This window comes from Paenibacillus sp. FSL R5-0519, assembly GCF_037974275.1.
In the GTDB taxonomy this organism is placed as follows: Bacteria; Bacillota; Bacilli; order Paenibacillales; family Paenibacillaceae; genus Paenibacillus.
The window spans coordinates 2667448-2692273 of sequence record NZ_CP150234.1 but is presented as its reverse complement, the minus strand read 5'-3'; the positions used below and the strand labels follow the sequence as shown (position 1 = coordinate 2692273).

Here is a 24826-nt window from a genome sequence, read left to right as displayed (position 1 = left end):
GTTCAGGCTCCCCTTTCCAGCCTCTTCAGAACTGTGCGCATACCTGCACCGTCCATAATCAGGCGAGCGAGTTCGCTCATGCTTGCAGCAAAGCTCCCTTTACGAATATCCTTATTCTCAGACAAACTTTCCAACTGCAAGTACCTGGCGACATCTCGCCGATTCATTGCATCCAGGTAACCAGTTGTGTACGGGATCGCAGATATCGTACCTTTGTATCTGAATTGGCGCCGAATATTGGAAAGCGTTGCACGGGAGTGAGAATCGTATTTGTTAATTAGAACATGTATATTCTGTTTGTTCAGTCGTTCTGGCAGGATCTCTTCAAAGAACAACTCCAGATTTCGCATATTTTGATCAAGATTAATGACAACATAGTCCGCGTGTTGCAGCTTGAGCTGTGAATCGACACCAGCATGATCCGCATCCAGAAGAACCAGATCATAATACTCGTTGGCTACGTTCAACAGCTTTGTCACAGTCTCACCCTGTTCCTGCGGGGAACGTTGCATCTCATCAATTCTTCCGGTTAGGAAATCAAGTCTTTCCTTCAAAAGTGGCTTGGTATAATCCCTGAGATTGTGCTTATTTAGACTTCCGCTCGAATGCAGCCGTTCAATCGCATCCCAGCCCCCCTCTTCAAAGGAGAACATATAATCCGCTGAATCTGTATCTTTGGATGGTAGAGCAGCTTCTGTGCCAGTTCCGGCAAGGCCTGCATTAACAAGTAAAACTCTTGTTCTGTAGTGAAGTGCCATCGCATAAGCACTAATTAATGTGCTTGAAGTGCAACCTGTTCCTGCAAAAGGGCTCCAAAAGGTAATGGTGCTCATGCTCTCATCCTCTCTGCTTCTTTCATCGCACGGCGACTGCGAACACTTTCCCAACCTGTTAACTGCTCGACCACGCGGCACAACGATTTTTTGTAATTTCGTGGTAAAGGACCCAGATGAACTCGGCGATGATGCTCATTCTCAAGCTTAACCGCCGCTGTTAACTCATCCCACGGAAGCACTAAGGATTCTCCTGTCCACACAAATGGACTGCCCTCCAGATATGCCCACAGATAACGAGCTTCAAGTTTGCAATCAACCCCGTTAATTAAGAGCCGCTGAAATGACAGCTCACCAGGCAATGACTGTTCTTCAAGCAATCGCTTCAACCAACCCTTGCCACGTTCCAGATTATAACGCTCATAATCACTCACCCAGACTCTTACATCAGCACTTAGCCAGAGATTACGTGAAGCAAAATGCGAGGTCTCCATGTCATATAACACATAGTCGTAACTGTCCAATCGCTCTCCATTTACTTCAAGATGATTCTCTACAGCTGCTGAAGTGACAAAATGACAAGCGATATCAAATCCTTCAAATTCCGTAATTCGCAAAGACTGCTGACTGTCACCTACACCGTACCCATACTTCTGCTGTAAGGTTCCATCTACAAGCAACACCTTGTTGCCTGTTGAAGCCAATATCTTGCAAAGATATAACATCAGATCATTCTTCTCACACAAACCCGCAAAGATCCATGTATGCATAGATGTTGTAACTCCCTTCTATTATCCCTAAATCGCCTTGTTATCGGAATCCTATTAAAATACATACTCGTATTGGCTCTATTCTGCGCCCGTTAACAGACTCTGCTGTTCATCTGATTGTGAAGCATCCGCAGAATGATCTACGTCTCCTGCATTAGCCCCTGCTCCGTTACCTGAACCATCATTCCACATGACTCCATCCGATGGTGCCGGATTATTTGCTGATAGACGACTGTTATAGGTAACTGAGGATTGTGCCACATCCTGTTCCACTCCTTTCGATGGTGCTGTCACCGAAGCGGCCAGTGAACTTTCAAGCGAACTTCGCACCTGTCTGGATAACTCCTGTTCCGCTCGTCGAACAATATTCGGATCACTCTCCAGCAGTTTTAATACTTCTGAATTGGCAGGATATGTCGCGATTGCAGGTGTCTGAAACTGTGGTTCTACATAGGTTAAGGCATAGATTGAAGCTTTATGTAAATAGGCATCTACAATTGCACTGGAGAGTGACAGAATCTCTTCCTCCGTCATCGTAATCCATAAGGTAGCTGCATTGAGTCGTTCCACTTTTTTCTTCGATAAGAGAACATAATCCTGCCCTGTCGGGAACTGAATACGAACATCAATAATATCTCCCTTAACGAGTGAGGATGGCAATAATACAACTTGCAGCTCTCGATTTCTTAAATCAGGCGGAGCCGGTGTATCCTCATACACCATCTCGGTCGTAATGGCTGTTCCTTTTTTCAACTCTATTTTGGCCACTTGGCCTTCCATCTGCTTGGTACTGGACCAGAGATTTCGTGGAGCTTGTGCATCTGGAACAGCAATGAGCTTCAGATCCTCCGGTAATATCGGTTCACCTGCTTCAATATCCCGAACCGTGACCCATCCTTGTGCTCCCGAATCCCATTGTTGCTTTAATTCAGCTTCCTTTTCCTCATATGCCGATAAATAACGGGCTTCTACAGCTGACCTGACATCACCCATCGTTTTGACATTATAAATAACATATCCTCCGAACACCAACCCTACAGCGCCTGCTCCGATAAGCCCGGCATAGATCAGTTTACGGCTTTGTTTTCTTAATTTAGACAAAAGAGGCTCTCCTTTCGTAATCTCGTCTAATCATGAACTTTCCTTCTTGAAAAGAACGAACGTTTCTTGGGTTGCTGTGCCATCATATGCGTTAAAATATGAGAAAACACTTTATCCATCTGTGCGTCCTTGTCAAAAGGATCAATATGTAACGGCAGACCATATACACTCGATGTATCCAGCGTTTTACGAATGCGCTGAACAGCTTCAGTTGCTGCGAGGGGCAGACAATATATCCATTTCTCTCGTGGATACCGATGATGTGATCGAACAAAAGCGCCAATTTCCGCCTGTCTCCATTCGGCACCTGAGCCTATAACAATCGGCAGATCTGCACGCAGAAATTCTTCCAGCCGGTTCTGGTCCTGACCACTACCGAGGTCCATCACGATGAATTGATAGCTCCCCCCAAGCAAAGACAAAATATCCGCTCGCCCGGATTGTTTCCAATAATGCACACCATCCACTGCAAATTGTCTGCCTGCCGGCACCGGTTTACCGGCTTGAGCGATTTGTTGGATTCTTGCAAAGGATTGAGAGCGAGGTGACATTTCAATCACAGCGACTTTAAAGTTTTGCCTTTCGAGATAATGACTGATAGCTATAGCGGTGTGGGTAACCCCTACACCAGATGAAGCACCAGTTAAAGCAATAACTCTTGTTCCGCCATTCAGGGTCATGGTCGCATCTCCACCAGGCGTTATTCCACCAGGTATGCGGAGCAGTTCCTTCCTCACCTCATCCGCAGATTGGAATCGCTCCTCGGCATTATACCTTAACAGTCTTCTCGCCACAGGGATGTATGTCCGTGGAACATCACTCCGAATAGAGCTTTCTACACCTTGAATCCATTCCGTATACGCCCCACCAGTCATAAGATATAGCAGCAATGCTCCGAGTCCATATAGATCCGAACGGGCATCGGTCTGACCCGAGCCATATTGTTCTGGAGCGGCGAAACCAGCTGTTCCCAACTTGACGGTATCTTCTGCACTTTGCGGCTTGTAACTTCTGGCGATGCCAAAATCGATTAATCTTACTTCATGTTCCGGGGTGATCATGATATTGGATGGTTTCAGATCCCTATAGATCACAGGTGGATTCAGACTGTGCAGATAACTCAACACATCCAGCAATTGAAGCACCAGCTCCGTTAACTGCTCCATCGGAATTTTCCCGCGGCACTGCTTGAAATACTCACTGAGCGTTAAACCTTCGATGTATTCCATCACCAAGTAGGTGTACCCATCTTCATCCGGGACAAAAAAATCAACAATTTGCGGTAATCTTGGATGGCGGAGTGATGTCAGGAGAGCGGCCTCTGTCTCCATGCTGCCTTCATACGGCATAGCCGTTACGCTTTCTTTAATTGCCCATATCTTGCCCGGCAGCTTCAGATCCTCCGCCTCGTATACATGGCTCATTCCGCCTGTTCCCAGAATGGATACGATACGATATCTACCTCCCAGCAGGCTTCCGCGTTCCAGCCTGGCCGGATGTCTCATACCAATTCCTCCTTCAATACACAACAAAAAAGGGAAAACTTCACCGAAGAAGAACAGACCGGATATCCGGTTTCGTTCGCTTCGGGATGCTTTCCCTTAGGTTTGTTATGGTTAATATTGGTATCATTATAGTACAGGCCGGAATAGATTGTAAAGAACAAAATTAAATGCGCTTAATCAAATCAATTTCATAATAGATTTAGCTGCTTTAATCAAGGCTAGATCTCTTAATATTTGACCATATAGAGTGTAATCTCTTCCCGGTTATGGAACAACTGCTTGGAACGTTGAATCTGCATTCGCGAACGCTCAAACGTATCGATAACATCCTTAATGAGTGCGAGCGGTTTTTTATGCAATAACTTCACGGTAACAATCGCTGTTCCCCCAGGTTGAAGACTATATAGAAGGTCTGATACAAGTCGGCTCATCAGCTTCGGACTCCAACTCATATCACATACGAGCAGATCGAATTCCCCTTCACGGAAGCGCACATCCCCTGCATTTTTTTTCAAAAATGTCAGTTTGGGCGATGCCAGCAGCGTTGCATCCATCTTCGCCGGATCTACTGCCGTTACTTCAAGCCCGCGCTCAAGCAGAAACGAGGTCCATCCGCCTGGTGCTGCACCGATATCAAGTGCTTTATGAAATGAAGTAAAGTCAATGCCAAACGTTTGCTCAGCTTCAAGCAATTTGAACTTGGCACGTGAGATCTGTCCATCTTCTTTTTGAAAACGTACCGCTCCCCCGCTCCAGTCTGACAGGTTCTGTTCAGGTCTGGATACGCCAGCATACAACATATCATTCGCAGCAAATACGGAAATGACATATTCAGCATCACGTACAACCCATTCACATCCCAGCTCATCCAGCTTTTCAGTCAGCAATTGCTTCAATGAGGCTGCATTTTCTTGCCAAAAGGACCCTTCTGTCTTCCGTACCTGTAATACAACAGAAGCACCCATCAGTTCCTTATGATTCAATACAAATGCAATCAATTTCTCGATAGACTGCTCCGAATCTTCTGTATTCTCCTGAAACTGAACAGGCTGGATATGACGTAAAAACGTTGGATAATCTTCCAACAATTTACCTGCCACTTCTTCCTCCGCTACCGGCAGACCGGCGAGCAAAATTTCTCCGGGTACGAGTACCGTGCTCTTGACCGCACCAAACGTACGGCGTAATTCTTCCTGTGCATAAGGGGCAAAGCCATGATTGGCTGTGCATATAAAACGGGAGAAGTTGCCTTCTTCCCATGACGATTGTGTACTCAACTTGTGTTACCCTCCAGAACGTACGTGTATCCATGGACGACCGTTATCCCACTGGATATCGACCGGGACATCGTACGTATGCTTAATTGTATCTTGTGTCAAAACTTCCTGCTTGGGGCCAGCCGCCGCAATACGTCCATCGCGGATTAAAGCCACATGCGTAAATAATGGTACGATCTCTTCAACATGATGTGTTACATACACAACAGTAATGTTACGCTGGCACAAACGATCAATCTCAGCCAGCATTTTCTCACGTTCATATAAGTCCAGCCCGGCACAAGGCTCGTCCATAATCAGCAGTTTTGGCTCAGCCATTAATGAACGAGCAAGCATGACTTTTTTGCGCTCCCCTTGGGATAACGTTCCAAGCGGGTTGTTGGCGAGGTTGGCAAAGCCCATGTCATCTAGTAAACCCACTGCCTTTGCTTTTACTTCATCAGGAATGGTCTGATAAAAACGTAAAAAAGCATAAGCCCCAGTAGCAACGACCTCCCATACCGGATCTCTGGGTGTGAGTTTCTCAATCAACGTTTGGCTGATATAACCAATTTCCTTACGCACTTCCCTAACGTCACATTGTCCATACAGATTACCGAGTACTTCAATACGTCCCTGGCTTGGAAACATATATCCGTTCATCATTTCCAGTAACGTTGTTTTACCAGAACCATTCCGGCCGAGAATAACCCAATGCTCGCCTTGTTCAATGCGTAGATGCACGTTGTCCAAAATCTGATTCTCTTCTCGTCTGAGTGAGACATGTTCCATTGAGATTATACTCATTTCAGCACCGCCTTCCGAATCTCCGAGAGTAAATGCTCCACAGAGCTCATCCGATAAACCATTTTTGGAACATCTTGCTGGCCGTCAAACAGCATCACGGCTGGTACGCTTGAAATTTGAAATTGTTGTACAAGTTCAGGAATGTCATGGATGTTCATTTCGGATAAAATACCTTCTGGCAGCATGTGCTCAACAACCTCTAACATACGCCGTGCAGCCGCACATGTCCCACATAAAGGGGTGTATATAAACACAGCCTGTGGCATGCCTTCCCATACGCCGCGCATTAACATTTTGGATGTGATTGGCTTCATGAACTTTCTTCTCCCGCAGCAACACGCAGCATAACCTCACCCGTCATAGGACCGTTATGAATGGTTACCGTATCGGGTTTATTGCTATATAACATCTCGTACATCTGGCGTTTACCAAACATACTGGACGTATGCAAATAGATTTCACGCGGAAATAAACCTTCTCGTACAATGGATGCCGCAACCTCACCGCCATTTGGCGAATCCGGACCAAGTTCATAATCCAGAGACAAAATGTCCACGTCACCTTCTCTTAGCAGCATCAGGCACTCATCGGCATTCGTTGCCAGAACAAATCCTTTTGGACATGCCCGATAGTCATCCAAAAAAACATGCATACAATCGCTCCTCTCCCCATTATAACCAGGAACGCATGAGCGCTATATCATCACGGTGCGTTCCATCTTCGCCCGTTTCTGTCTCGAGCACAACAACCGCCTTTTGGAACTCAGGCGCATTGATCAATGTTTTCAGTGATTCATTTCCGATATATCCCTGTCCGATCCTTGCATGTCTATCCTTACACGAACCAGACGCATATTTGGAATCATTAAAATGTACAGCAGCAACATCATCCCAGTATCCAAGCACCCTGCCTTGATCAAGCATCTCTGATTCGTTGCCTGACGACCACATACCAGAAGCAAAAGCATGGCATGTGTCAAAACAAAATGCAATATGCTCTGGATATCGAGACAATTTGCGAATCTGTATCATTTCTTCCATTGTCGTGCCCATGGGGCCATGATCACCTGCCTGATTCTCAAGCAGCACCTTCGAATGACCATTCCAATTCTCCAAGGCGGTATCCAGACAATGAATGAGGTTCTGATAACCCTCCAGCGGATCATTTGTTTTGATATGTCCAAAATGGACCACCGTCCCAACGGAACCGCAAGCATTCGAAATTTCAAGATCATTGCGAATGGAAGCTATTGTAGCATGAAATCCCGCCTCTCCACGGGTCATGCCCAACGCCGGATTCGTAGGATAGGGTGAATGGGCAATCGAAGCCAGTCCATGCTGTTCACACCAATCCCTGCACTGCTCAGCATCCTTGAGATCCAGACTTTTCAGACCAAGACTACGTGGGTTCTTCGGAAAATACTGAAACGCCGTTGCTCCCATCGCATGTGCTCTCTTGGCTGCCTGTAGAAATCCACCTTTCGTGCTGACATGTGCCCCGATTCCGTTGTTAGGCTTCATGCTGGCATTTCGGACAGAAGAATGCCTTCTTGCCCGTAATTTCCACTCGTTCAATCGTTCCCCCGCAGCGCGGACAAGTCTCGCCTTCCCGATCGTACACCCGACATTGCTCGTCAAAGCTTCCTGTCTTCGTATCCCCTTGCATCAGTGGCATTTCCATATATCCACCTTCAGAAGCTGCTTCGCGCAACACGGACTGCATCGAATGGAACAAACGCTCCGTCAGTTCAGGTGAAGTTGCGATGTTCTGCGTTTTGGAGCTTGGTCTCAGACCTGCAGCAAACGCAATCTCATCCGAATAACAGTTGCCAATCCCTGCAATGATATGCTGGTTCACCAACGTTGTCTTAAGCGTACCCCGACGACCTTTCAACAGGGAAGCAAAACGTTCCACGTTCATCCGTCGATCCAAAGGTTCCGGTCCTAGATCGGACATAGCCGCTTCGGTTTCTTTTGAAGTAAGCAAATGTAAATACCCCAAGCGCAGTCCAATAAAGAATAAAATGTGATCGCCAAACTGGATTTCCACCTGTGTGGAACGATCCGGGCGTTCCTCTTCCGTGCCCCAGAAAATCATACCGCCCAACATGAGGTGCAGCACCAGACGTTTGCCATTAGCCAAGTGGAAAATCAGATGTTTCGCTCGGCGCTCAACAAATATGATCCGATTGCCTGTTAGTTCATTAATGAACAGATCAGGCTCCGTATTTATCGTTTTATCGCGGTTAATTACAACACCTGTAATCAGTAGATCAAGTATTTTCTCGGACAGCAAGGTCCGGTAATTTTCCATTTCCGGCAGTTCCGGCATCGTACATTACCCCTTTTTGGAAGTTTGGTCTGTCTCTTGCGACAGCCACTCCATCAATTTATGCAAATCTTCAAACACATGATCAGGTCGAGCCTTGGCTGCTTGAATGTGTCCATCCATGTTTTCCCGTGTTGTCACACCGGTAAGTACCAGCAGCGTCTCACATCCTGCTGCAACTCCAGCTGCAATATCGGTTCGCATATTGTCTCCGATCACTGCCACTTCATGAGATGCCAGGTTCAGCCGGCTAATGGCTGACTTCATTATAACACTGGATGGCTTGCCTATGACTGTAGGACGAACTCCGGTTGCGGCTTCAATTGCTGCTCCAATCGTTCCCGCACCAGGCGTCAGTCCATCATCGGAAGGAAGCTGCAAATCCGGGTTGGTCATGATGAATTTTGATCCCGCATTAATCCACCTTAGCGCCTTGGTCAGTTTAGAATAGGAAAATTCACGATCAATCCCCTGTATCACGTAATCAGGTACATCTTCTGTCAAATGTAGTCCTGCTTCTTCTATCGCTTGCAGAAGTCCTGCTTCACCAATACATGCCACTTTTGTACCCGGGGACTCTTCGGCAACATATTCAGCAGCAGCCACAGCAGAAGTACACACTTGAGACGCATCGGCAGGTATGCCCATCCCGTTCAGGTGATCTGCCACACCTTGTGGTGTACGAGAAGAATTATTGGTTACGAATAAATACGGCTTGCCTAGCTCTTGCAGTGTTCGAATAAGCTGATCGGCTCCTTCGATACGATGTCTGCCATGATAGAGCGTACCATCCAAGTCAATCAGATAGGCCTTAATCACACATAGCACTTCCTTTCTTTATTCCATTAACGTTTCATGTCCTTAATCATTTACCTTGAACTTGACCGCGAACCTATGTATTCAGGCAAAAATAATGGCTTGCTGACATGTGCACGCAACAAGTCGAACCAAATCGAACACCGACGGTTTAACTCGCGCGTCTTCTGTACAAGCTTGTCATTTCCTGCGCTTTCCCGGAAAATAATTTGAATCATTTCCCTCTTCATATTGCCCATCCTACACGCTTTCTGACCAGATTGCAAAAGGGACCGCGGGAGTTCCTCTCCCTCAGTCCCGTGCAATTACCCGGTTCATTATATGACGTGTTTAGCCGTGCAATGGATCGCAATCATGGTTAAAATTCTTGCTTGCGATGCACAACAGGAATAAGCTGGTGTTCGTTTGCAAGTCTGGTATTCGGAAATACGGACTGTGCTTCTTCCAAAAGTGGCTGCAGTTGATCCTCATCCTTATAACGTGAGCTAAAGTGAGTCATGATCAATTGGCCTACATTGGCTGCTCTAGCCGCTTCCGCCGCTTGTTTTGAAGTACTATGATAGTACTCATGCGCTGTATCGGCCAGATCATGCATAAATGTAGCTTCATGAATAAGCACATCTGCATTTACGGATAGAGGCTGTACATTGTCACATGGACGTGTATCACCCAATATGGTGATTACCATGCCGCGTTTTGGCGCGCCCAATACATCTTCTGGACGAAGCGAATCACCGTTATCCAGCGTAATGGTTTCTCCACGTTTCAGCCGGCCGAACAATGGGCCTGGTTTCAAACCGTATCCCGCCAGTTTGGCCGGGTCAAGGCTTCCTGGACGATCTTTTTCCGTGATTCGGTATCCGTAGCTATCAATCCGATGCTCAAGCAAAGCGGCTTCGACGATAAAACTGTCATCCTCGAACAGGACGCCGCCCGTATGTTCCACGATATTCAAATCGTAGTTGACCCGTGATTGGCTAAGCTCCATGGTTGTACTGATCATTCGTTCCGTACCTGGCGGACCATATACCGTTAATGGTGTAGTGCCACCTTGATAGGCTCTGCTCGAAAGCAGTCCTGGAAGTCCAAATACATGATCACCATGCAGGTGAGTAATGAATATTTTCTCCAATTTGCTTAGTTTAAGCGGAGAACTTAAAATCTGATGCTGCGTTCCTTCCCCGCAGTCAAACAACCACAAAGCTCTGCGCTCATCCAACATGCGTAGCCCAATGGAAGTTACATTCCGTTGAAGCGTAGGTACACCAGCATTAGTTCCCAGGAAATATAGTTCCATTCTGGATCGCACCTCTTTCTGTTGCCAGCAAAAAACCTCCGACAATGCGGAGGGCTTTGCCTGACACTCAACTGATTTATGCCTTTTCTACGTTAAAATACTTGGCTTGCGGATGGCTGAATACCATCGCTGATACGGATGCTTCAGGTTCCATCATGAAACCTTCCGTCAATTCCACACCGATATCCTCAGGCTGTAACAACTTGAACAGCGGTCCTTGGTCTTCCAAATCCGGACAAGCCGGATATCCAAAGGATACCCTGATCCCCTGATAACGTGCACCGTGTCGTTGTTTCATCGTCATCTGCGCAGAATCTGGGAATCCCCAGATATCTCTCATCATATGATGCACACGCTCAGCTAATCCCTCTGCTACTTCGAGCGCTACGGATTGAAGAGCATGCGAGCGAAGATAATCCCCTTGATCTTTCCACGCCGTGGATAGTTCACGCACACCGTGTCCGGCAGTAACAACCATAAAGCCAACGTAATCCATTTGACCGGATTCAACAGGTTTCAGGAAGTCGGACAGGCACAGGAACGGCTCGACTTTTTGACGTGGGAACGTAAATGTATGCAAAATATTGCTCGTGTCCTTTGGATCATAGATAATGATGCTGTTACCACTGGACTGCGCCGGGAAGAAACGATACATGGCATGTGCCTGAATAATCCCGTCACGAACAGCCTCTTGCATGATATCATCCACCACTGCTTTCAGGTCGGTAGCCTTTTTGTCACCTGAAGCAAGCAGTTGTTCAACTGAACCGCGCAACCCTAAATGGTGTCCAAGCAGCATCTGCATGTTCACGTATGGCAGAATATGTGATAGCGGATAGTTGCGCATCGTATGTCGCTCCAGATCCGGCGGTACAAGAACCGGATGATCTACAGCAATATCCGAACGCTCCACTCGTGTAAGCTCTGGAAGGGCCTGAACAGCTACAGCACCTGAAGCATCCGCTTCTTTCTCCGCATCCATCTCCAATTGCATGGCTTCACGTGCAACGGGATTCATCAATTTGTTCGCCAGATCCAGACCATCCATCGCGTCTTTGGCATATACAACCATTCCATCATACTCAGGTCGGATACGGTTTTTGGTGAATTTACGAGTTAGCGCCGCTCCGCCAACCATAATAGGTACATCAATCCCTGCTGTTCGCAAATCCTGAGCGGTAAGAATCATCTGCTGGGCTGATTTTACCAATAACCCCGAGAGACCGATTGCATCGACTTTCTCTTCTCGGTAAGCCTCAATAATACGTTCTGGTGGTACTTTTATACCCAAATTAATGATCTGGTAACCGTTATTGGACAGGATGATCTCTACCAGGTTCTTCCCGATGTCATGCACATCACCCTTAACCGTGGCCAGAATGATCTTTCCTTTAACCGAAGTCTCGTTCTTCTCCATGAATTGCTCCAGATATGCTACAGAAGCCTTCATAACCTCCGCACTCTGCAACACCTCGGCTACAATCAACTCATTGTTGTTAAAGAGACGACCTACTTCCTCCATCCCCCGCATAAGTGGACCATTAATCACTTGAAGTGCTGTGTATTTGGCAAGTGCCTGTTCGAGATCTGGCAGTAATCCTTCTTTGCTTCCTTCGACAACATATGAAGCGAGACGCTCTTCTAATGAAAGGTTCGAGATTTTTTCCTTCTTCTCCACCTTTTTGTTACGGAATGCCGCTACGAATGCCGCCAGTGTATCATCATTCGTGTTATATAAAAGCTCTTCCGAGAGCCTGCGTTCTTCTTCAGGAATGGATGCATAACGCTCCAGTTTCTCTGTGTTCACGATGGCATAATCGAGACCTGCTTTGGTACATTCATACAAAAATACAGAGTTCAGCACTTCACGGCCTGCCTCAGGCAGTCCGAATGAAATGTTACTGATCCCAAGTATCGTATGACATTCAGGCATCGCTTCTTTGATCACTCTTATACCTTCAATGGTTTCTTTGGCTGAACCGATGTACTGTTCATCTCCCGTACCTACCGGGAACACCAATGTATCGAAAATAAGGTCTTCTGGTTTGAGTCCATATTTGTTCACCAGCAGATCATATGAACGCTTGGCTACGTCGAGCTTGTCTTCCCGACTAATCGCCTGACCCCGCTCATCAATCGTTCCGACAACAACCGCACCACCATATTTATGAAGTAACGGCGTGATCAGCTCAAATTTCTCTTCGCCATCCTCAAGGTTAATGGAGTTAATTATCGCTTTACCTTGCGAGTACTGAAGTGCCAAATCAATGACTGAAGCATCTGTCGTATCGATCATGAGAGGAACCTTTACTTTTTTCACAACAAGTTCAAGGAACTTCACCATGTCTTCTGACTCTTCACGGTCTGGATCTTGAACACACACATCGACAATGTGCGCTCCATTTTTCACTTGAGCACGAGCAATTTCCGAAGCTTCTTCATATTTGCCTTCGACAATGAGTCGTTTGAATTTCCGTGATCCCAGCACATTCGTACGTTCACCGACCATGTAGGGACGATTATCCTGTTCGATATAGATTGGTTCTATACCAGACAATGCCGGTGGATGTGTTCCGTTCATTTCTCTGGGGGGGTACTGGGCAAGCGTATCACGCATAGCCCGAATATGTGCAGGGGTTGTCCCGCAACATCCACCAGCAATATTCAACCAGCCCTGTTCGGCAAAAGCACCAATTTTCTGAGCAAGCGAGTCTGGTGACTCATGGTAGTTACCGTTCTCATCCGGAAGACCCGCGTTCGGGTAACAACTAACGGCAACCGATGCCATTCCAGAAAGCGAACGAATATGATCACGCATGAACTCCGGACCCGTAGCGCAGTTTAGTCCTACCGAAATTGGGTTAAGGTGTTCTAAGGATATATAAAAGGATTCGATGTTCTGGCCCGCAAGGGTCGTTCCCATCGGTTCGATTGTTCCTGAGATCATCAGCGGCAGTGTAACACCGCTCTGTTCGAAGGCCTGCTGAATTCCGATGCTGCCTGCTTTTACATTGAGGGTATCCTGTGAGGTTTCAAGCAGTAGCGCATCAACGCCTCCCTCTATTAAAGCAAGCGCTTGCTCCAAATAACTGTCGATAAGTTCCTGGAACGTTACTCCCCCGGTTACAGACAGTGTTTTGGTTGTTGGTCCCATCGCACCTACCACATAACGTGGAGAATCCGGTGTAGAGAAACGATCAACCGCAGCTTTCGCAATTCTGGCTGCTTCCAGGTTGATTTCGCGTGCCCGATCCTGAATATCGTATTCAGCAAGCACGACCGATGTCGCACCAAATGTATTGGTTTCAATTAAATCGGCGCCAGCCTCCAGATATTCTTCATGAATGCGCTGGATCAGCTCTGGACGAGTAAGCACTAACATTTCATTACATCCATCCAGATCTTCGCCGCCAAAATCTTCGCCAGTCAGATCAACTTGTTGAATCATGGTCCCCATCGCACCGTCGAGGATTAATATTCGTTGTTTTAATGCATCGTGTAGACTAATCTTATCCAATATCTTCACCCCCGCAAAACGTTAAATCTTAGTTTAACAGAAACTAACTTAATGTGAAAGATCGGGTTTTCTCGCGAAAGATGGCGGGTTTACACGAATTATGAACGGAATTTGAGAATCGACAAAAACAGAGCAATCCGATATAATTCAATTAAACCAAGTGGAAAAGAGGGAAAGAACATGGCTGAAATTGTTATCCGAAATACGAACGAACGCATCACTGGTGACGAAAATGTTCGAAATTTCTTGAACAAATACGAAGTATTATATGAGAAGTGGGACGCATCCAAACTGAACACTGATCTGCAAAATAACTTTGGATTAACGGATGAACAGAAAACCGAGGTTTTAGAAACTTACGACTATGAGATCAGAGATTTGGCTGCACGTCGCGGGTACCAAATCTGGGATGTGATCACACTGTCCGAGCAAACACCAGATATCGAAGAAAAGCTGGCCAAGTTCGAAGAGATCCACACCCACGCTGAAGATGAGATCCGTGCGATTGTCGCTGGTAAAGGAATCTTTGTTATCAAAGCCACAGATGATGTAGGTTATTTTAATGTAGAACTGTCTCCTGGAGACGTCATCTCCGTACCTGAGAATACACCGCACTTCTTCACCTTAATGGAGAACAAACAAATTATCGCTGTACGTCTGTTCATCGAAAAAGATGGCTGGATTGCAGATCCATACCCTGATCCTACATTTATCAAACAAGCCTAACACTCTCGTGTTATGACTTGCTTAACCAAAACCCCTGTTCAATTGAACAGGGGTTTTCGCATACGGATATGGAGAGTATTATACAACATCCGTGCATTATATAAAATAATGCGGGTATTTCGCTTTTATCGATTCCTGTTCAATCACAACCAGTCTGAGATGAGCTTCCATTACCTGAACAGCCTGTTCTGTTTTACGCTCTGTGATAAGCCGATATATATCTTTGTGTTGGGAGATAATGACCTCCAGGTTGGAGTCCTCCGCTAGACGTAACAAACGCAACCGATTAAACGGAATATTCAGTTGTTGCAACATTTTCCATGTTCTTAGCTTACCCGTGCCCTGGAACAAAATCTGATGAAACTCTTCATCCAGCTCAAAAAGACGATAGAAATTGTTTTTTCCTATACAAACTTCCTGCATCGCAATGTTGGTTTCAAGTCGAAATCGGAATTCTTCAGGAAAAGAAACACATGCCAAAGTCACGATTTCCTTCTCCATCTTTTCCCTCGTAAACCTGCCTTCTTCCACATGCTCCAGATTAATATGAGAGACGATCGTTCCACTCTGGGGAATAATGTCCAGCAGTTCTTCTTCTGCAAGCTTCATGAATGCTTCTCGCACGGGGGTTCTGCTCACTTGCAATTCATCTGCAATCTCTTTCTCTGAAATCTTGGTACCCGGCTTAAGTTCCAGATGCAGAATTCGTTCCTTTAACAAATTATATGAATATGCCCGGGTCGAGCCTCTGATTTTTTGATTAATTGACATGCCTTGACCTCTTTCTCTCAGCCGTATTCATTCATATTAGCACAAATTACCGTTCCACTTAAATATCGGTGTGAAACGGTAATTTGGCCAACATCAACTATGTTATTGCTTATTTTCTTTGTAGGCTTTGTACGTGTCATTTGCCAGCTTCAGATAATTGGATAGCCCCTGACTGTCAAGTTCTTTAACAAAAGTGTCGTATTCAGACAAGTTTCGTTCGCCCAAAATAAATTTAAGTGTATTCTGGTCAGAATAGTCTTTCAGTGGTGTACTCAGAAGCGTTACCCGTTCACGGTCCTCTGAAGAGTAAGGAATCGGCGGTTCTGCCGGAATCACTTCCTTGGTATCTTTCATGTCTTGCTGGAATTTCAACTCTTCTTCACTAAACATCGATTGCAGCAGATCTGTGGTACCACCGTACGCAAAGACACCACCAGAGAAACCAAAGTCAATACGCAGATCCTTCGTTCCTTTAGGGTTCAAGCCATTGTAGTTTACGTCTTCTGCCAATTTGCGTGTTCCGCCCTCTTTGGTAAATGTTTCGCCTTCAACACCCCATTTGGCAAACTCTTGACCCTCATCACTGTAATATAACCAATCGATAAATTGTATAATGGCTTTGAAGTTTTCGCTTTTTTGAATTTTTCCGGATATCATGACACCGTTTTCAAGTCTGGAGCCTGACATTAATTGCCCTTTTGGTCCACCAGGAACCGTAATCTTCGCCACTGAGAATTTGCCCTCTCCCAGCGTTTTGTTCATATCATTTCGATGCAATACCACTGTTTGGGAGTTACCATTAATCATAAATGATTTGCCGGATACAAATTTCTGTACCGCCTGATCATCATCCTGTGTAAAACTTTCTTTGTCCAGCAATCCTTCGGATACCAACTTGTTAAAGTACGTCAGCAGTTCTTTGTATTCTGGTGTTGTAGCCGTGTACACAAATTCATCCTGATCTTCCTTATACGTCAATCCGTTACCAAAACCCCATCCAGCCTTGGTACCAAAACCGGTAGCAGCAATGTTCAATGTACTATTAAATTGGAATCGATCCGAAAATGGAATGGAATCAGGGTAGATCTCTTTCAGCTTTTTGGCTGCATCATACAATTCGTCCCACGTAGTAGGAATCGCGATATTATTTTCTTCAAAAACATCCGTTCTTACAAGTAGTGTGTAATCTGGCCATACTTCTTCATGCAGACCCGGAAGTACATAGTACTTTCCATCTTCCTGTCGAAGTCCTTCTAGTTCATCTTCCAAACCCCATTTTTCCACTTTATCCTTGAAGTTTGGCATCAGATCAATATAATCGCTAATTGGCAAGATTGCACCTGAGGACACAAATGCAGACTCTTCACCCGGATACGTTTTAGGAATAACCAGTGGTGCATCACCGGAACTAATCAACAGGGATCTCTTCTGAGAGTAATCGCTCATGGGTACAATCGTTGGCTCAAGCGTAACACCCGTCAATTCGGTAATTTTATCAAAAAGTAACCAGTCTTTTTTATATGGATAGGTGGGTTGATCACTATATAGTATGGAGAGATTAAATGGCTCAGTCGCCTTGAATGTATCTCCTACATTGTACGTCTCCATCGCTGCCTTGGTTTGAACTTCCGTGACGTCACCTCCAGCTCCAGTACCGCTGCTACATGCTGCCAGAACGAAGGTCATCATTGTTGCCAACACCATTTTACCAACAAACTTACGTGGCTTTTGATTCATTTAGGTTATCCCCCTGAGTTTGGTTTAGGTTGACTTTGTCTTAAACTTTAAACAACATCTAAAAATTAATCATGTGAATTACTCTAGCTGCTGCTTTTTACTGTTTGACAGACCCTAACATGATACCGGTTACAAAGTATCTTTGGACAAATGGATAGATGGTTAGTATCGGCAAGATGGTTAATACCATCGTTACTGATTTAATATTGGAAGCAATCTGTGTCAGGTTATCTGCAGAGGTTGCACCCGCAGACGCCCCGCTTGTCGCTCCTGCAATCATATTGCGCAAATAAATGGTGACCGGGAACAGTTCTTTTTTGTCCAAATACAGAAAGGCTGGGAACCAGGAATTCCAATGACCTACTGCGTAGAATAGCACCATGGTTGCCATAACTGCTTTACTTAGTGGCAAAATAATGCGTAACAAGATTCCGTAAGTGTTCAAACCGTCAATGGAGGCAGCTTCCTCCAGTTCTTCAGGCATATTTTCAAAAAATGATTTCATGATCAGCATGTTGTATATGCTAATTGCGCCAGGAACAACAAGTGCCCACATGGTGTTGTTGAATCCAAGGGAATTAATCAACACATAGTTTGGAATCAACCCACCACTGAAGAACATGGTGAATACTGCGAACATGGTCAGAAACTTGCGACCCATTAATCTCTTTTTGGACAGGGCATATGCGAAAATAGTCGTCATGAACATGGAGATTAGCGTACCTACCACAGTGTAGATAATCGTATTTTTATAATTCGTCCAGAACATGCTGTCACGCGAGATGGTCTTATACGTCTCCACATTGAATCCTCTTGGGAACAGACTAACCTTGCCCGAATTAATATAGGACTCACTACTGAAGGATTGTGCCACGACATTTAAGAATGGATAGAGCGTTATAAATACCACGAACAGCAGAAAGATAACATTGAATACTTTAAATACCTTGTAAGATCTGGATTCCTGCATGATGCTCCTCCTTTACCATAAGCTTCTTTGTGTCAGTCTGCGTGAGATGGCATTAACGGAGAACACCAGAATCAGACCGATCAGCGATTCGAACAAGCCAATTGCGGTAGCATAACTGAAGTTACTGGATTCCAGTCCGACCCGATACAGGTAAGTGGAGATCACATCAGATGTCTCGTAGATTAGCGGATTGTACAAGAGTAAGATTTTTTCGAATCCAACAGCAAGGAAATTACCCATGTTTAGAATCAATAATGTCACAATCGTCGGCAAGATCCCTGGTATCGTTACATGAATCGTTTGCTTCCACCGGTTGGCACCATCGATACGTGCAGCTTCATACAGAGAATCATCTATGGTTGTCAGTGCAGCCAGATACAGAATCGCTCCCCAACCCATACCCTGCCATACCTCAGAAGTGATATAGATTGTTCGGAACCACTCCGCCCGCTGCATAAAAGGAATATTGTCTCCGGTGAAGAAAGCCACCAATCCATTAATGGAACCATTCACTGCTGTCAGCTGCAGGATCATACCCGCCACGATAACGATGGACAGAAAATGAGGCAGATAAGATGCGGTTTGAACAAACTTTTTGAATCGTTTACTCTTCACTTCGTTAAGCATCAAGGCAAAAATGATTGGAACCGGGAATGTAAAGAGCAACGCGAGTCCGCCCAACATCAGCGTGTTACCAAATACTCTCCAGAAGGTTGGGTCCTCAATGAACATTTTGAAGTATCTTAACCCAACCCACGTTTCTCCAAATATACTTCCTCCGGGAACAAAGCGTCTGAATGCAATTACATTACCAATCATCGGCCCATATTTAAAAATAAGGAGATAGATGATGGGAAGGATTAATAGTGAATACAACTGCCAGTCTTTGCGGAACAAGGTTGCTGCCGTTCGTAATCTGCTTTCTTTACGTAAAGATGTCATGGTTAACGTTGTTTTAGCGGTTTCCGACTCCATGTGTTTTCACTCCAATCCAGGACTTGATAGATATAGACTATTTCATGAGCAATTCCCATCGCTTCTTTGGTAGAAAACAACCAATCCTTCAATTTCACCCCCACCACGAAATAGAGTACAGTCCAATGTAAGCGATATCATTTTGATGTTTTATGTAAAATCACTCAATTCAAGGTGCTTCACATCATGCATTAGCACTTAATAATTGGTGTGATCTCCAAATCTAGAGAAGGTCTTCGATGTGTATAAAGCGCTTACAAAAAATAAGAAATAATTAGCAACAACCCTCGCTTCCATTCAAATGAATTCATTTGAATTGAGTCAAAAGAAATTGCTTAGGACAATCTAAATACTAATCATACTAGTATGTTAGTTATATTTTAATCCAGCTTCCCCTTAATTTCAATAACTTTTAGTAAAATAAATGGAAATATCATTTAACAAGGCAATTTAGTTAATATACTCAAAATAAAAAAACATTGGTAACTTCAAGAACGATATCATCGTTCATTGAAGCTTCCAATGTTTCAGAGTGCTGAGGAAAGATGTTATGGCTGATTTGCTCAGAACTTAGCAATAAGTTGATCTAATTCGGATAAATGCGTAATTTCATGGTCAGGCGCATACGTTTCATTGTTGGTCTTATGCTCACGGTTAATCCATACGGCTTGGATGCCTGCTGATAGAGCACCACGAATATCCGTCGTCAACTTGTCCCCAACCATCATGCTCTCTTCGGGTTTAACACCCAGTTTACTCAAAGCATGCTCGAATATGGACGGATCTGGTTTTCCTTTTCCAAAGTTACCCGAGATAACAATCTCATCAAAGAAAGGAGTCAATTCAGGTACACCATCCAACTTCTCTTGTTGCAAAGCAGGACAACCGTTCGTTAACAGCAACAGTTTGTATTTCCCTTGTAATTGACGCAAAGTATCCATCGTTTCTTCGTACACATGAGGTCTGGATCTACGTTCTACTCCAAACTGCGCGGCCAGTTGTTCAGCAAGATCTTCCCGATCTATACCCAACTTCAACAAGCCACGACGCCAGGATTCTTTACGGTAAACTGGAGCAAGTTGTTCCAACTGACGGAACTCAGCTTGATCCCCACCAGTAAAGTTGGCCCAAAGGCCTTCAAACGGATTGATTCCAATCATTTTGGTAAAAGCAAAGGTCTCATAAGATTCATACAGTGCACGTGCCTCGTTACGAACAGCTTCTTCAAGTTCCTCCGGTTTGACCCCAGTCTCTTGTGCTGCAATTAGACAAGTCTCATGAAATGCTTCTCGAACACTGCGCTCATCCCACAATAAAGTATCATCCAGGTCGAACAAAATCGCTTTTAACGCCATTCCGATCATCTACCCCTTTATGCAATAATTACTTATCGATCGTTTCCACGGTGATCTGGTGTGCTTTTGCAAACTTCAGCAAACGTTCTGCAATCGCATCTGTATCGTAACGGTTCAATAACTTGGTGAACACCCATCTTTTCCCGCGACTTTTATGTTCGATAACAACTGTGCCTGGTTCAATTCTGAATTTGACAATATCTTCAACCCCGATTGAACGTTCACGATTACCCTTTGTCGTTATAATCCGATTACTGCTGATCTTGATGTATGGACGACGAAGCATGAAGATGACTGCCAAAAATACGTAAAGCAGCATCGTCACCCAGTCCCAGGTTGTCATCGGAGCTTGCACAAGGAACGTGCTCATAAACAGATACAAAAAGGCGAGACCGATCAAAAATATAGGGAACAAAAGGCTACGTCCCTTAAAGACTTCTTCACCTGGTGTACCTGTGATAGGCTGACCACTTTTTTTGCGTTGCTGATTTAACTGCTTGGAATTTTTCTTAACCGTTCTCTCGAACGAACGCGACATGAGAATCCCCCTTATGTGTCTTTGTATCGGCTTACATAACTGTAAACCAACATTTCCCCCTATAAATTGCATACTCAGAATAACAGGAAGAAACCTAAATATCATAATGATATCATTAGGTTTCGTTAGTGTTTGAGTTTGCCTTGGTGGCCTTTGTCATTCTCATCATCAACAATCTCAATGGTATCCAGTTGTTGTCTGAAATTGCTGCGAATATTACTCAAATAAATCTCTCTTAGCTCGGCACGTTCAGCAAGTTCTTCCTCCGACAATCCAGTGGACTTTTGCTTACGAGCCAATTCGTTAATACGTGCTACCAGACTATCTATATCCAAGCTTGTCCCCTCCAAAAATACAAAGTCATACTAACTTTGCCATGATAAAGGCTGCTTGTCAAGCTGACACGCGTTAACTCTCATTGATGTGCTTTTATTCTGCGAATTGAGGTAGAGTTAGTACTTGTCCCACTTGGATGGAAGTCGCTTGAAGTTGATTCACTTTCTTAATTGCTTCTATATATATACGTGTATCCATGTTAGTCGGTTTATGTTCCAAAGAAATACTCCATAATGTTTCCCCTTGTGAAACGGCTATCTTTCCTCCAGGGAGAACATCATTCTCATTGCCAGCAAATACCGTTAATACAGTGCTGCAACCAATAAATATAATCAAAGAAGTGATGGCTACCTTTAATATCCATGAAGAAATCTTGAAACGCGCTAAAACCTTCTTGTAGTTCCCTATGTTAGACTTAACCAGTTCCGAATTCATCGGTTCATAAATACTTTGATAAGTTGAATATCTCATTAAATACCCGCCTCCAAACGTTTGTTCCTATCTGTTAAAATCAATATAACACGAACACTTGTTTTGTTCAATAGATTTTTAGAACAATTGTTCGCTTATTTTTTGAAGGAGCAATATCTTAATTCAAACCCTTCTGCGAAGCATTTGCAGTATTTTGCTCTGACTTTTGGACAAATTCGGTTCTATAAGTTAAAAAACACTGATTATATGCCATTTTATTTAGAACTTATGTTTGTACGAACGGAGGTTCTATGTTATAATTTTCCCAAACGTTACTAAAATGGGGTTGATACGGTATGTCGAAGATATCCAGCAGGCAGCAGGCAATTCTGGAATTTATACGAAATGAAGTCCGGTTGAAGGGGTATCCTCCTTCCGTACGGGAAATTGGTGAAGCTGTTGGACTGGCTTCCAGCTCAACAGTACATGGACATTTGGATCGCCTGGAGAAAAAAGGTTTGATCCGACGCGACCCTACCAAGCCAAGAGCCATTGAGCTTTTGAGCCAGGAAGAATCTGAGCATTCTCATCAATTTGCTCATAGCGTTGCACGTATTCCTGTCGTTGGTAAGGTTACAGCCGGGGTTCCAATTACTGCAACCGAGAACATTGAAGACTACTTCCCTCTTCCTACACATTATGTAGGTGAACAGAAAGTGTTTATGCTTTCGGTAGTCGGAGATAGTATGGTGGAAGCAGGAATCGTTAACGGAGATTACGTTATTGTCCGTCAACAGCAAACTGCTGATAACGGTGATATCGTAGTGGCAATGACTGAAGACGATGAAGCTACAGTGAAAACGTTCTATAAAGAGAAAGATCATATTCGCCTTCAACCGGAGAATGCGACCTTCGAACCTTTACGTTTGAAACACGTTAGTATTCTGGGTAAAGTCATTGGCCTTTTCCGAGATATTCATTAATATCTAACCTGAGTAACATAACTAGATGCAATACACTGAAATACCAAAAGAGGTTGCCCTGATGAACAGGACAACCTCTTTTTATGTTTATATTGTTTTATCGGCTAATTATTCACTGCGTTTCAGAACACTCTTGTGATGCGAGAACACATCAAAGCTCTGTTGCCCGTGATATGAGCCCATACCACTCTCTCCTACACCACCAAACGGGAGATAATGTGATGTCATATGAGAAAGTGTGTCATTAATACATCCCCCACCGAAGGATACTTGATTCAGAATCTGATCCTGCAGTTGCTCATCCTGTGTGAAGAGATAAAGCGCCAATGGTTTTGGCCGGCGGACAATCTCATCCAGCATGGGGGTCAAGTCACTGTACGTAAACACTGGAAGAATCGGACCGAAGATTTCTTCTTGCATAACAGATGATTCCCAGTTCACCTCTCCAAGTACCGTCGGCTCAATCAGCAACTGCTCCCGCACAGAACGTCCACCTATCAGCGTTTGGCCATCTGTGAGGAATTTCGACAACCGATCAAAGTTACGCGCGTTGACAATATGCGGGAAATCAGCATTTTGTAACACATCATCTCCAAATTTATCTTTGATCTCTGCGCCAATCAGATCAATCAATTCATCATGAGCTTGTTCATGCACAAGCAAGTAATCCGGAGCAACGCAAGTTTGCCCTGCATTCAGGAACTTACCCCGAACAATACGCTGGGCCACCAGCTTCAAATCTGCATCACGATGGACAATAGCAGGACTTTTACCACCCAACTCTAGAGTTACAGGAGTCAGATGCTCCGCAGCTGCCTTCATCACAATACGACCAACACCCGTACTACCTGTGAAGAAAATATAATCAAACTTCTCTTTCAACAATGCGGTGCTGGCTTCAACTTCCCCTTCCATAACGGCAATATACTCCTGGGGGAAGATCTCCTGAACCAGATCATATGTCAGACGAGATACGGCTGGTGTTAATTCAGAAGGCTTGATAACTGCACAGTTACCGGCTGCAATTGCTCCAATCAGTGGACCAAAGGCCAGTTGGAAAGGGTAATTCCAAGGTGCAATAATAAGAGCCACTCCATATGGTTCAGGGTAAATGGTGCTCACCCCATCCGGCATAGCCGAATTGGTTGGGACTTGTTTTGGCGCAGCCCATTCCTCCAGATGTTCTAATGCAAAATCCAATTCACCCAGAACAATGCGAATCTCGGAACCGTATGCTTCCGCCTCAGATTTGTTCAGATCCGCCCGAAGTGCATCTTGTATCCGTTGCTGATACTTTTCAATTCCTTTTCTAAGCTGCTGAAGTGCATTAATCCGATACTCGATATTTTTAGTTTGTCCTGTATAAAAAAATGTACGTTGTTCTGTCACCAATGGTTTTGCCTGATCCATATCAACATCTCCAATTAATCATTTAAAATTAAATTGCTCAAAATTTATTTAAAGTATACCTCTTCTATATGAAACTTTCAACATACAATTGAAACATTGATTTGTATGTATTTGAGTGATGGTTTGGATTCTAAAAGAGTGAATGTTAGTATTTCTTTCTATTTCGTGGCTATCAGAATTTCGGAGCTTGATTTAGATCTTTCGCTTCCGACAGATTAATTCAATATAGAAAAAATTCTAATTTCATTTTCTTTTTCATAGGTTAGTAGATAAATGAAAAATGATTTTGCGTTATTACTAACATGAAGTGTTAAAGTTCATAGAGAGTTCAGTTACCCTATAAAAAACTCCTCTTTCAATGATGAGAAGAGGGTTTTACGATTATCTATCGGTAAATGAATGTATCTGTTAGTTATATGTAAGCTTGGTTACAGACAAACACAA

The 24826-nt window shown here is 44.4% G+C and carries 24 protein-coding genes; 2 read left to right on the top strand and 22 right to left on the bottom strand.

From position 1 onward, the window contains the following. Positions 1-2: 2 nt before the first annotated feature. The 13 genes from MKY73_RS12415 to metH form a co-directional block, all read right to left on the bottom strand. The gene (locus MKY73_RS12415) at positions 3-833 is read right to left on the bottom strand and encodes a hypothetical protein (protein ID WP_339307766.1); all 831 of its coding nucleotides are present in this window, start codon (positions 831-833) and stop codon (positions 3-5) included. After that, positions 830-1543: a hypothetical protein gene (locus tag MKY73_RS12410; protein WP_339307765.1), complete on the bottom strand. Its 714-nt coding sequence runs from the start codon at positions 1541-1543 to the stop codon at positions 830-832. Before MKY73_RS12410 ends, MKY73_RS12415 begins: the two co-directional genes overlap by 4 nt. A 78-nt stretch (positions 1544-1621) precedes the next feature. Continuing rightward, entirely contained in the window at positions 1622-2644 is a 1023-nt protein-coding gene (locus MKY73_RS12405; protein ID WP_339307764.1) for an SAF domain-containing protein, read from the bottom strand. A gap of 26 nt (positions 2645-2670) precedes the next feature. Beyond that, positions 2671-4149, bottom strand: coding sequence for a serine/threonine protein kinase (locus MKY73_RS12400; protein ID WP_339307763.1), 1479 nt, complete (start codon positions 4147-4149; stop codon positions 2671-2673). Between the two features lie 227 nt (positions 4150-4376). After that, positions 4377-5426 (bottom strand): SAM-dependent methyltransferase, encoded by a 1050-nt coding sequence (locus MKY73_RS12395; RefSeq protein ID WP_339307762.1) that lies wholly within the window; start codon positions 5424-5426, stop codon positions 4377-4379. Positions 5427-5432: 6 nt separating this feature from the next. Then, positions 5433-6206 carry an ATP-binding cassette domain-containing protein gene (locus MKY73_RS12390; protein ID WP_339308568.1) on the bottom strand — a complete coding sequence of 258 codons (774 nt, stop codon included), beginning with the start codon at positions 6204-6206 and terminating at the stop codon, positions 5433-5435. 2 nt (positions 6207-6208) lie between these two features. Beyond that, complete coding sequence (locus tag MKY73_RS12385) at positions 6209-6526, bottom strand: thioredoxin family protein (protein WP_062834898.1); 318 nt, start codon at positions 6524-6526, stop codon at positions 6209-6211. Continuing rightward, positions 6523-6864: a cyclic-phosphate processing receiver domain-containing protein gene (locus MKY73_RS12380; RefSeq protein ID WP_339307761.1), complete on the bottom strand. Its 342-nt coding sequence runs from the start codon at positions 6862-6864 to the stop codon at positions 6523-6525. The genes MKY73_RS12385 and MKY73_RS12380 overlap by 4 nt, the downstream gene beginning before the upstream one ends. A gap of 19 nt (positions 6865-6883) precedes the next feature. After that, positions 6884-7732: a deoxyribonuclease IV gene (locus MKY73_RS12375; RefSeq protein WP_339308566.1), complete on the bottom strand. Its 849-nt coding sequence runs from the start codon at positions 7730-7732 to the stop codon at positions 6884-6886. Continuing rightward, positions 7722-8543, bottom strand: a complete 822-nt coding sequence (locus tag MKY73_RS12370) for a DNA-formamidopyrimidine glycosylase family protein (RefSeq protein ID WP_339307760.1) — start codon at positions 8541-8543, stop codon at positions 7722-7724. Before MKY73_RS12370 ends, MKY73_RS12375 begins: the two co-directional genes overlap by 11 nt. Positions 8544-8549: 6 nt before the next feature. After that, positions 8550-9359 carry a TIGR01457 family HAD-type hydrolase gene (locus MKY73_RS12365; protein WP_339307759.1) on the bottom strand — a complete coding sequence of 270 codons (810 nt, stop codon included), beginning with the start codon at positions 9357-9359 and terminating at the stop codon, positions 8550-8552. Between the two features lie 355 nt (positions 9360-9714). After that, positions 9715-10653 (bottom strand): ribonuclease Z, encoded by a 939-nt coding sequence (rnz, locus tag MKY73_RS12360; RefSeq protein WP_339307757.1) that lies wholly within the window; start codon positions 10651-10653, stop codon positions 9715-9717. A 76-nt stretch (positions 10654-10729) separates the two neighbouring features. After that, positions 10730-14170: a methionine synthase gene (gene metH / locus MKY73_RS12355; protein WP_339307756.1), complete on the bottom strand. Its 3441-nt coding sequence runs from the start codon at positions 14168-14170 to the stop codon at positions 10730-10732. Between the two features lie 180 nt (positions 14171-14350). On the opposite strand from metH, the gene MKY73_RS12350 reads away from it, so the two are divergent. Further along, on the top strand, positions 14351-14896 hold the full coding sequence (locus tag MKY73_RS12350) for a cupin domain-containing protein (protein ID WP_047843398.1): 546 nt from the start codon (positions 14351-14353) through the stop codon (positions 14894-14896). A 96-nt stretch (positions 14897-14992) separates the two neighbouring features. Here MKY73_RS12350 and MKY73_RS12345 read toward each other — a convergent pair whose 3' ends face one another. The 8 genes from MKY73_RS12345 to MKY73_RS12310 form a co-directional block, all read right to left on the bottom strand. Continuing rightward, positions 14993-15667: a GntR family transcriptional regulator gene (locus MKY73_RS12345; RefSeq protein ID WP_339234531.1), complete on the bottom strand. Its 675-nt coding sequence runs from the start codon at positions 15665-15667 to the stop codon at positions 14993-14995. 102 nt (positions 15668-15769) lie between these two features. Next, positions 15770-17404, bottom strand: a complete 1635-nt coding sequence (locus MKY73_RS12340; RefSeq protein WP_339307754.1) for an extracellular solute-binding protein — start codon at positions 17402-17404, stop codon at positions 15770-15772. A 97-nt stretch (positions 17405-17501) separates the two neighbouring features. Further along, positions 17502-18374 (bottom strand): carbohydrate ABC transporter permease, encoded by an 873-nt coding sequence (locus tag MKY73_RS12335; protein WP_339307753.1) that lies wholly within the window; start codon positions 18372-18374, stop codon positions 17502-17504. A gap of 12 nt (positions 18375-18386) precedes the next feature. Next, complete coding sequence (locus MKY73_RS12330; RefSeq protein ID WP_091029317.1) at positions 18387-19349, bottom strand: ABC transporter permease subunit; 963 nt, start codon at positions 19347-19349, stop codon at positions 18387-18389. A 563-nt stretch (positions 19350-19912) separates the two neighbouring features. Then, the gene (locus tag MKY73_RS12325; RefSeq protein ID WP_339307751.1) at positions 19913-20704 is read right to left on the bottom strand and encodes an HAD family hydrolase; all 792 of its coding nucleotides are present in this window, start codon (positions 20702-20704) and stop codon (positions 19913-19915) included. 28 nt (positions 20705-20732) lie between these two features. Further along, positions 20733-21242 (bottom strand): hypothetical protein, encoded by a 510-nt coding sequence (locus MKY73_RS12320; RefSeq protein WP_339234540.1) that lies wholly within the window; start codon positions 21240-21242, stop codon positions 20733-20735. A 125-nt stretch (positions 21243-21367) separates the two neighbouring features. Next, complete coding sequence (locus MKY73_RS12315) at positions 21368-21577, bottom strand: DUF896 domain-containing protein (RefSeq protein WP_017688036.1); 210 nt, start codon at positions 21575-21577, stop codon at positions 21368-21370. Between the two features lie 94 nt (positions 21578-21671). Further along, on the bottom strand, positions 21672-22049 hold the full coding sequence (locus tag MKY73_RS12310; protein WP_339234545.1) for a LysM peptidoglycan-binding domain-containing protein: 378 nt from the start codon (positions 22047-22049) through the stop codon (positions 21672-21674). 296 nt (positions 22050-22345) lie between these two features. On the opposite strand from MKY73_RS12310, the gene lexA reads away from it, so the two are divergent. Then, entirely contained in the window at positions 22346-22972 is a 627-nt protein-coding gene (lexA, locus tag MKY73_RS12305) for a transcriptional repressor LexA (protein WP_017688034.1), read from the top strand. A 108-nt stretch (positions 22973-23080) separates the two neighbouring features. Here the strand turns inward: lexA and MKY73_RS12300 are convergent, their stop codons facing one another. Next, on the bottom strand, positions 23081-24382 hold the full coding sequence (locus MKY73_RS12300) for an aldehyde dehydrogenase (protein ID WP_339307750.1): 1302 nt from the start codon (positions 24380-24382) through the stop codon (positions 23081-23083). Positions 24383-24826 lie beyond the last annotated feature (444 nt).

Bases quoted from the DNA above. Each gene is read 5' to 3' on its own strand.
- MKY73_RS12415 (WP_339307766.1), bottom strand. From the start codon at position 833: ATGAGCACCATTACCTTTTGGAGCCCTTTTGCAGGAACAGGTTGCACT.
- MKY73_RS12410 (WP_339307765.1), bottom strand. From the start codon at position 1,543: ATGCATACATGGATCTTTGCGGGTTTGTGTGAGAAGAATGATCTGATG.
- MKY73_RS12400 (WP_339307763.1), bottom strand. From the start codon at position 4,149: ATGAGACATCCGGCCAGGCTGGAACGCGGAAGCCTGCTGGGAGGTAGA.
- MKY73_RS12385 (WP_062834898.1), bottom strand. From the start codon at position 6,526: ATGAAGCCAATCACATCCAAAATGTTAATGCGCGGCGTATGGGAAGGC.
- MKY73_RS12380 (WP_339307761.1), bottom strand. From the start codon at position 6,864: ATGCATGTTTTTTTGGATGACTATCGGGCATGTCCAAAAGGATTTGTT.
- MKY73_RS12375 (WP_339308566.1), bottom strand. From the start codon at position 7,732: ATGAAGCCTAACAACGGAATCGGGGCACATGTCAGCACGAAAGGTGGA.
- MKY73_RS12370 (WP_339307760.1), bottom strand. From the start codon at position 8,543: ATGCCGGAACTGCCGGAAATGGAAAATTACCGGACCTTGCTGTCCGAG.
- rnz (WP_339307757.1), bottom strand. From the start codon at position 10,653: ATGGAACTATATTTCCTGGGAACTAATGCTGGTGTACCTACGCTTCAA.
- MKY73_RS12350 (WP_047843398.1), top strand. From the start codon at position 14,351: ATGGCTGAAATTGTTATCCGAAATACGAACGAACGCATCACTGGTGAC.
- MKY73_RS12345 (WP_339234531.1), bottom strand. From the start codon at position 15,667: ATGTCAATTAATCAAAAAATCAGAGGCTCGACCCGGGCATATTCATAT.
- MKY73_RS12340 (WP_339307754.1), bottom strand. From the start codon at position 17,404: ATGAATCAAAAGCCACGTAAGTTTGTTGGTAAAATGGTGTTGGCAACA.
- MKY73_RS12335 (WP_339307753.1), bottom strand. From the start codon at position 18,374: ATGCAGGAATCCAGATCTTACAAGGTATTTAAAGTATTCAATGTTATC.
- MKY73_RS12330 (WP_091029317.1), bottom strand. From the start codon at position 19,349: ATGGAGTCGGAAACCGCTAAAACAACGTTAACCATGACATCTTTACGT.
- MKY73_RS12325 (WP_339307751.1), bottom strand. From the start codon at position 20,704: ATGGCGTTAAAAGCGATTTTGTTCGACCTGGATGATACTTTATTGTGG.
- MKY73_RS12320 (WP_339234540.1), bottom strand. From the start codon at position 21,242: ATGTCGCGTTCGTTCGAGAGAACGGTTAAGAAAAATTCCAAGCAGTTA.
- MKY73_RS12310 (WP_339234545.1), bottom strand. From the start codon at position 22,049: ATGAGATATTCAACTTATCAAAGTATTTATGAACCGATGAATTCGGAA.
- lexA (WP_017688034.1), top strand. From the start codon at position 22,346: ATGTCGAAGATATCCAGCAGGCAGCAGGCAATTCTGGAATTTATACGA.
- MKY73_RS12300 (WP_339307750.1), bottom strand. From the start codon at position 24,382: ATGGATCAGGCAAAACCATTGGTGACAGAACAACGTACATTTTTTTAT.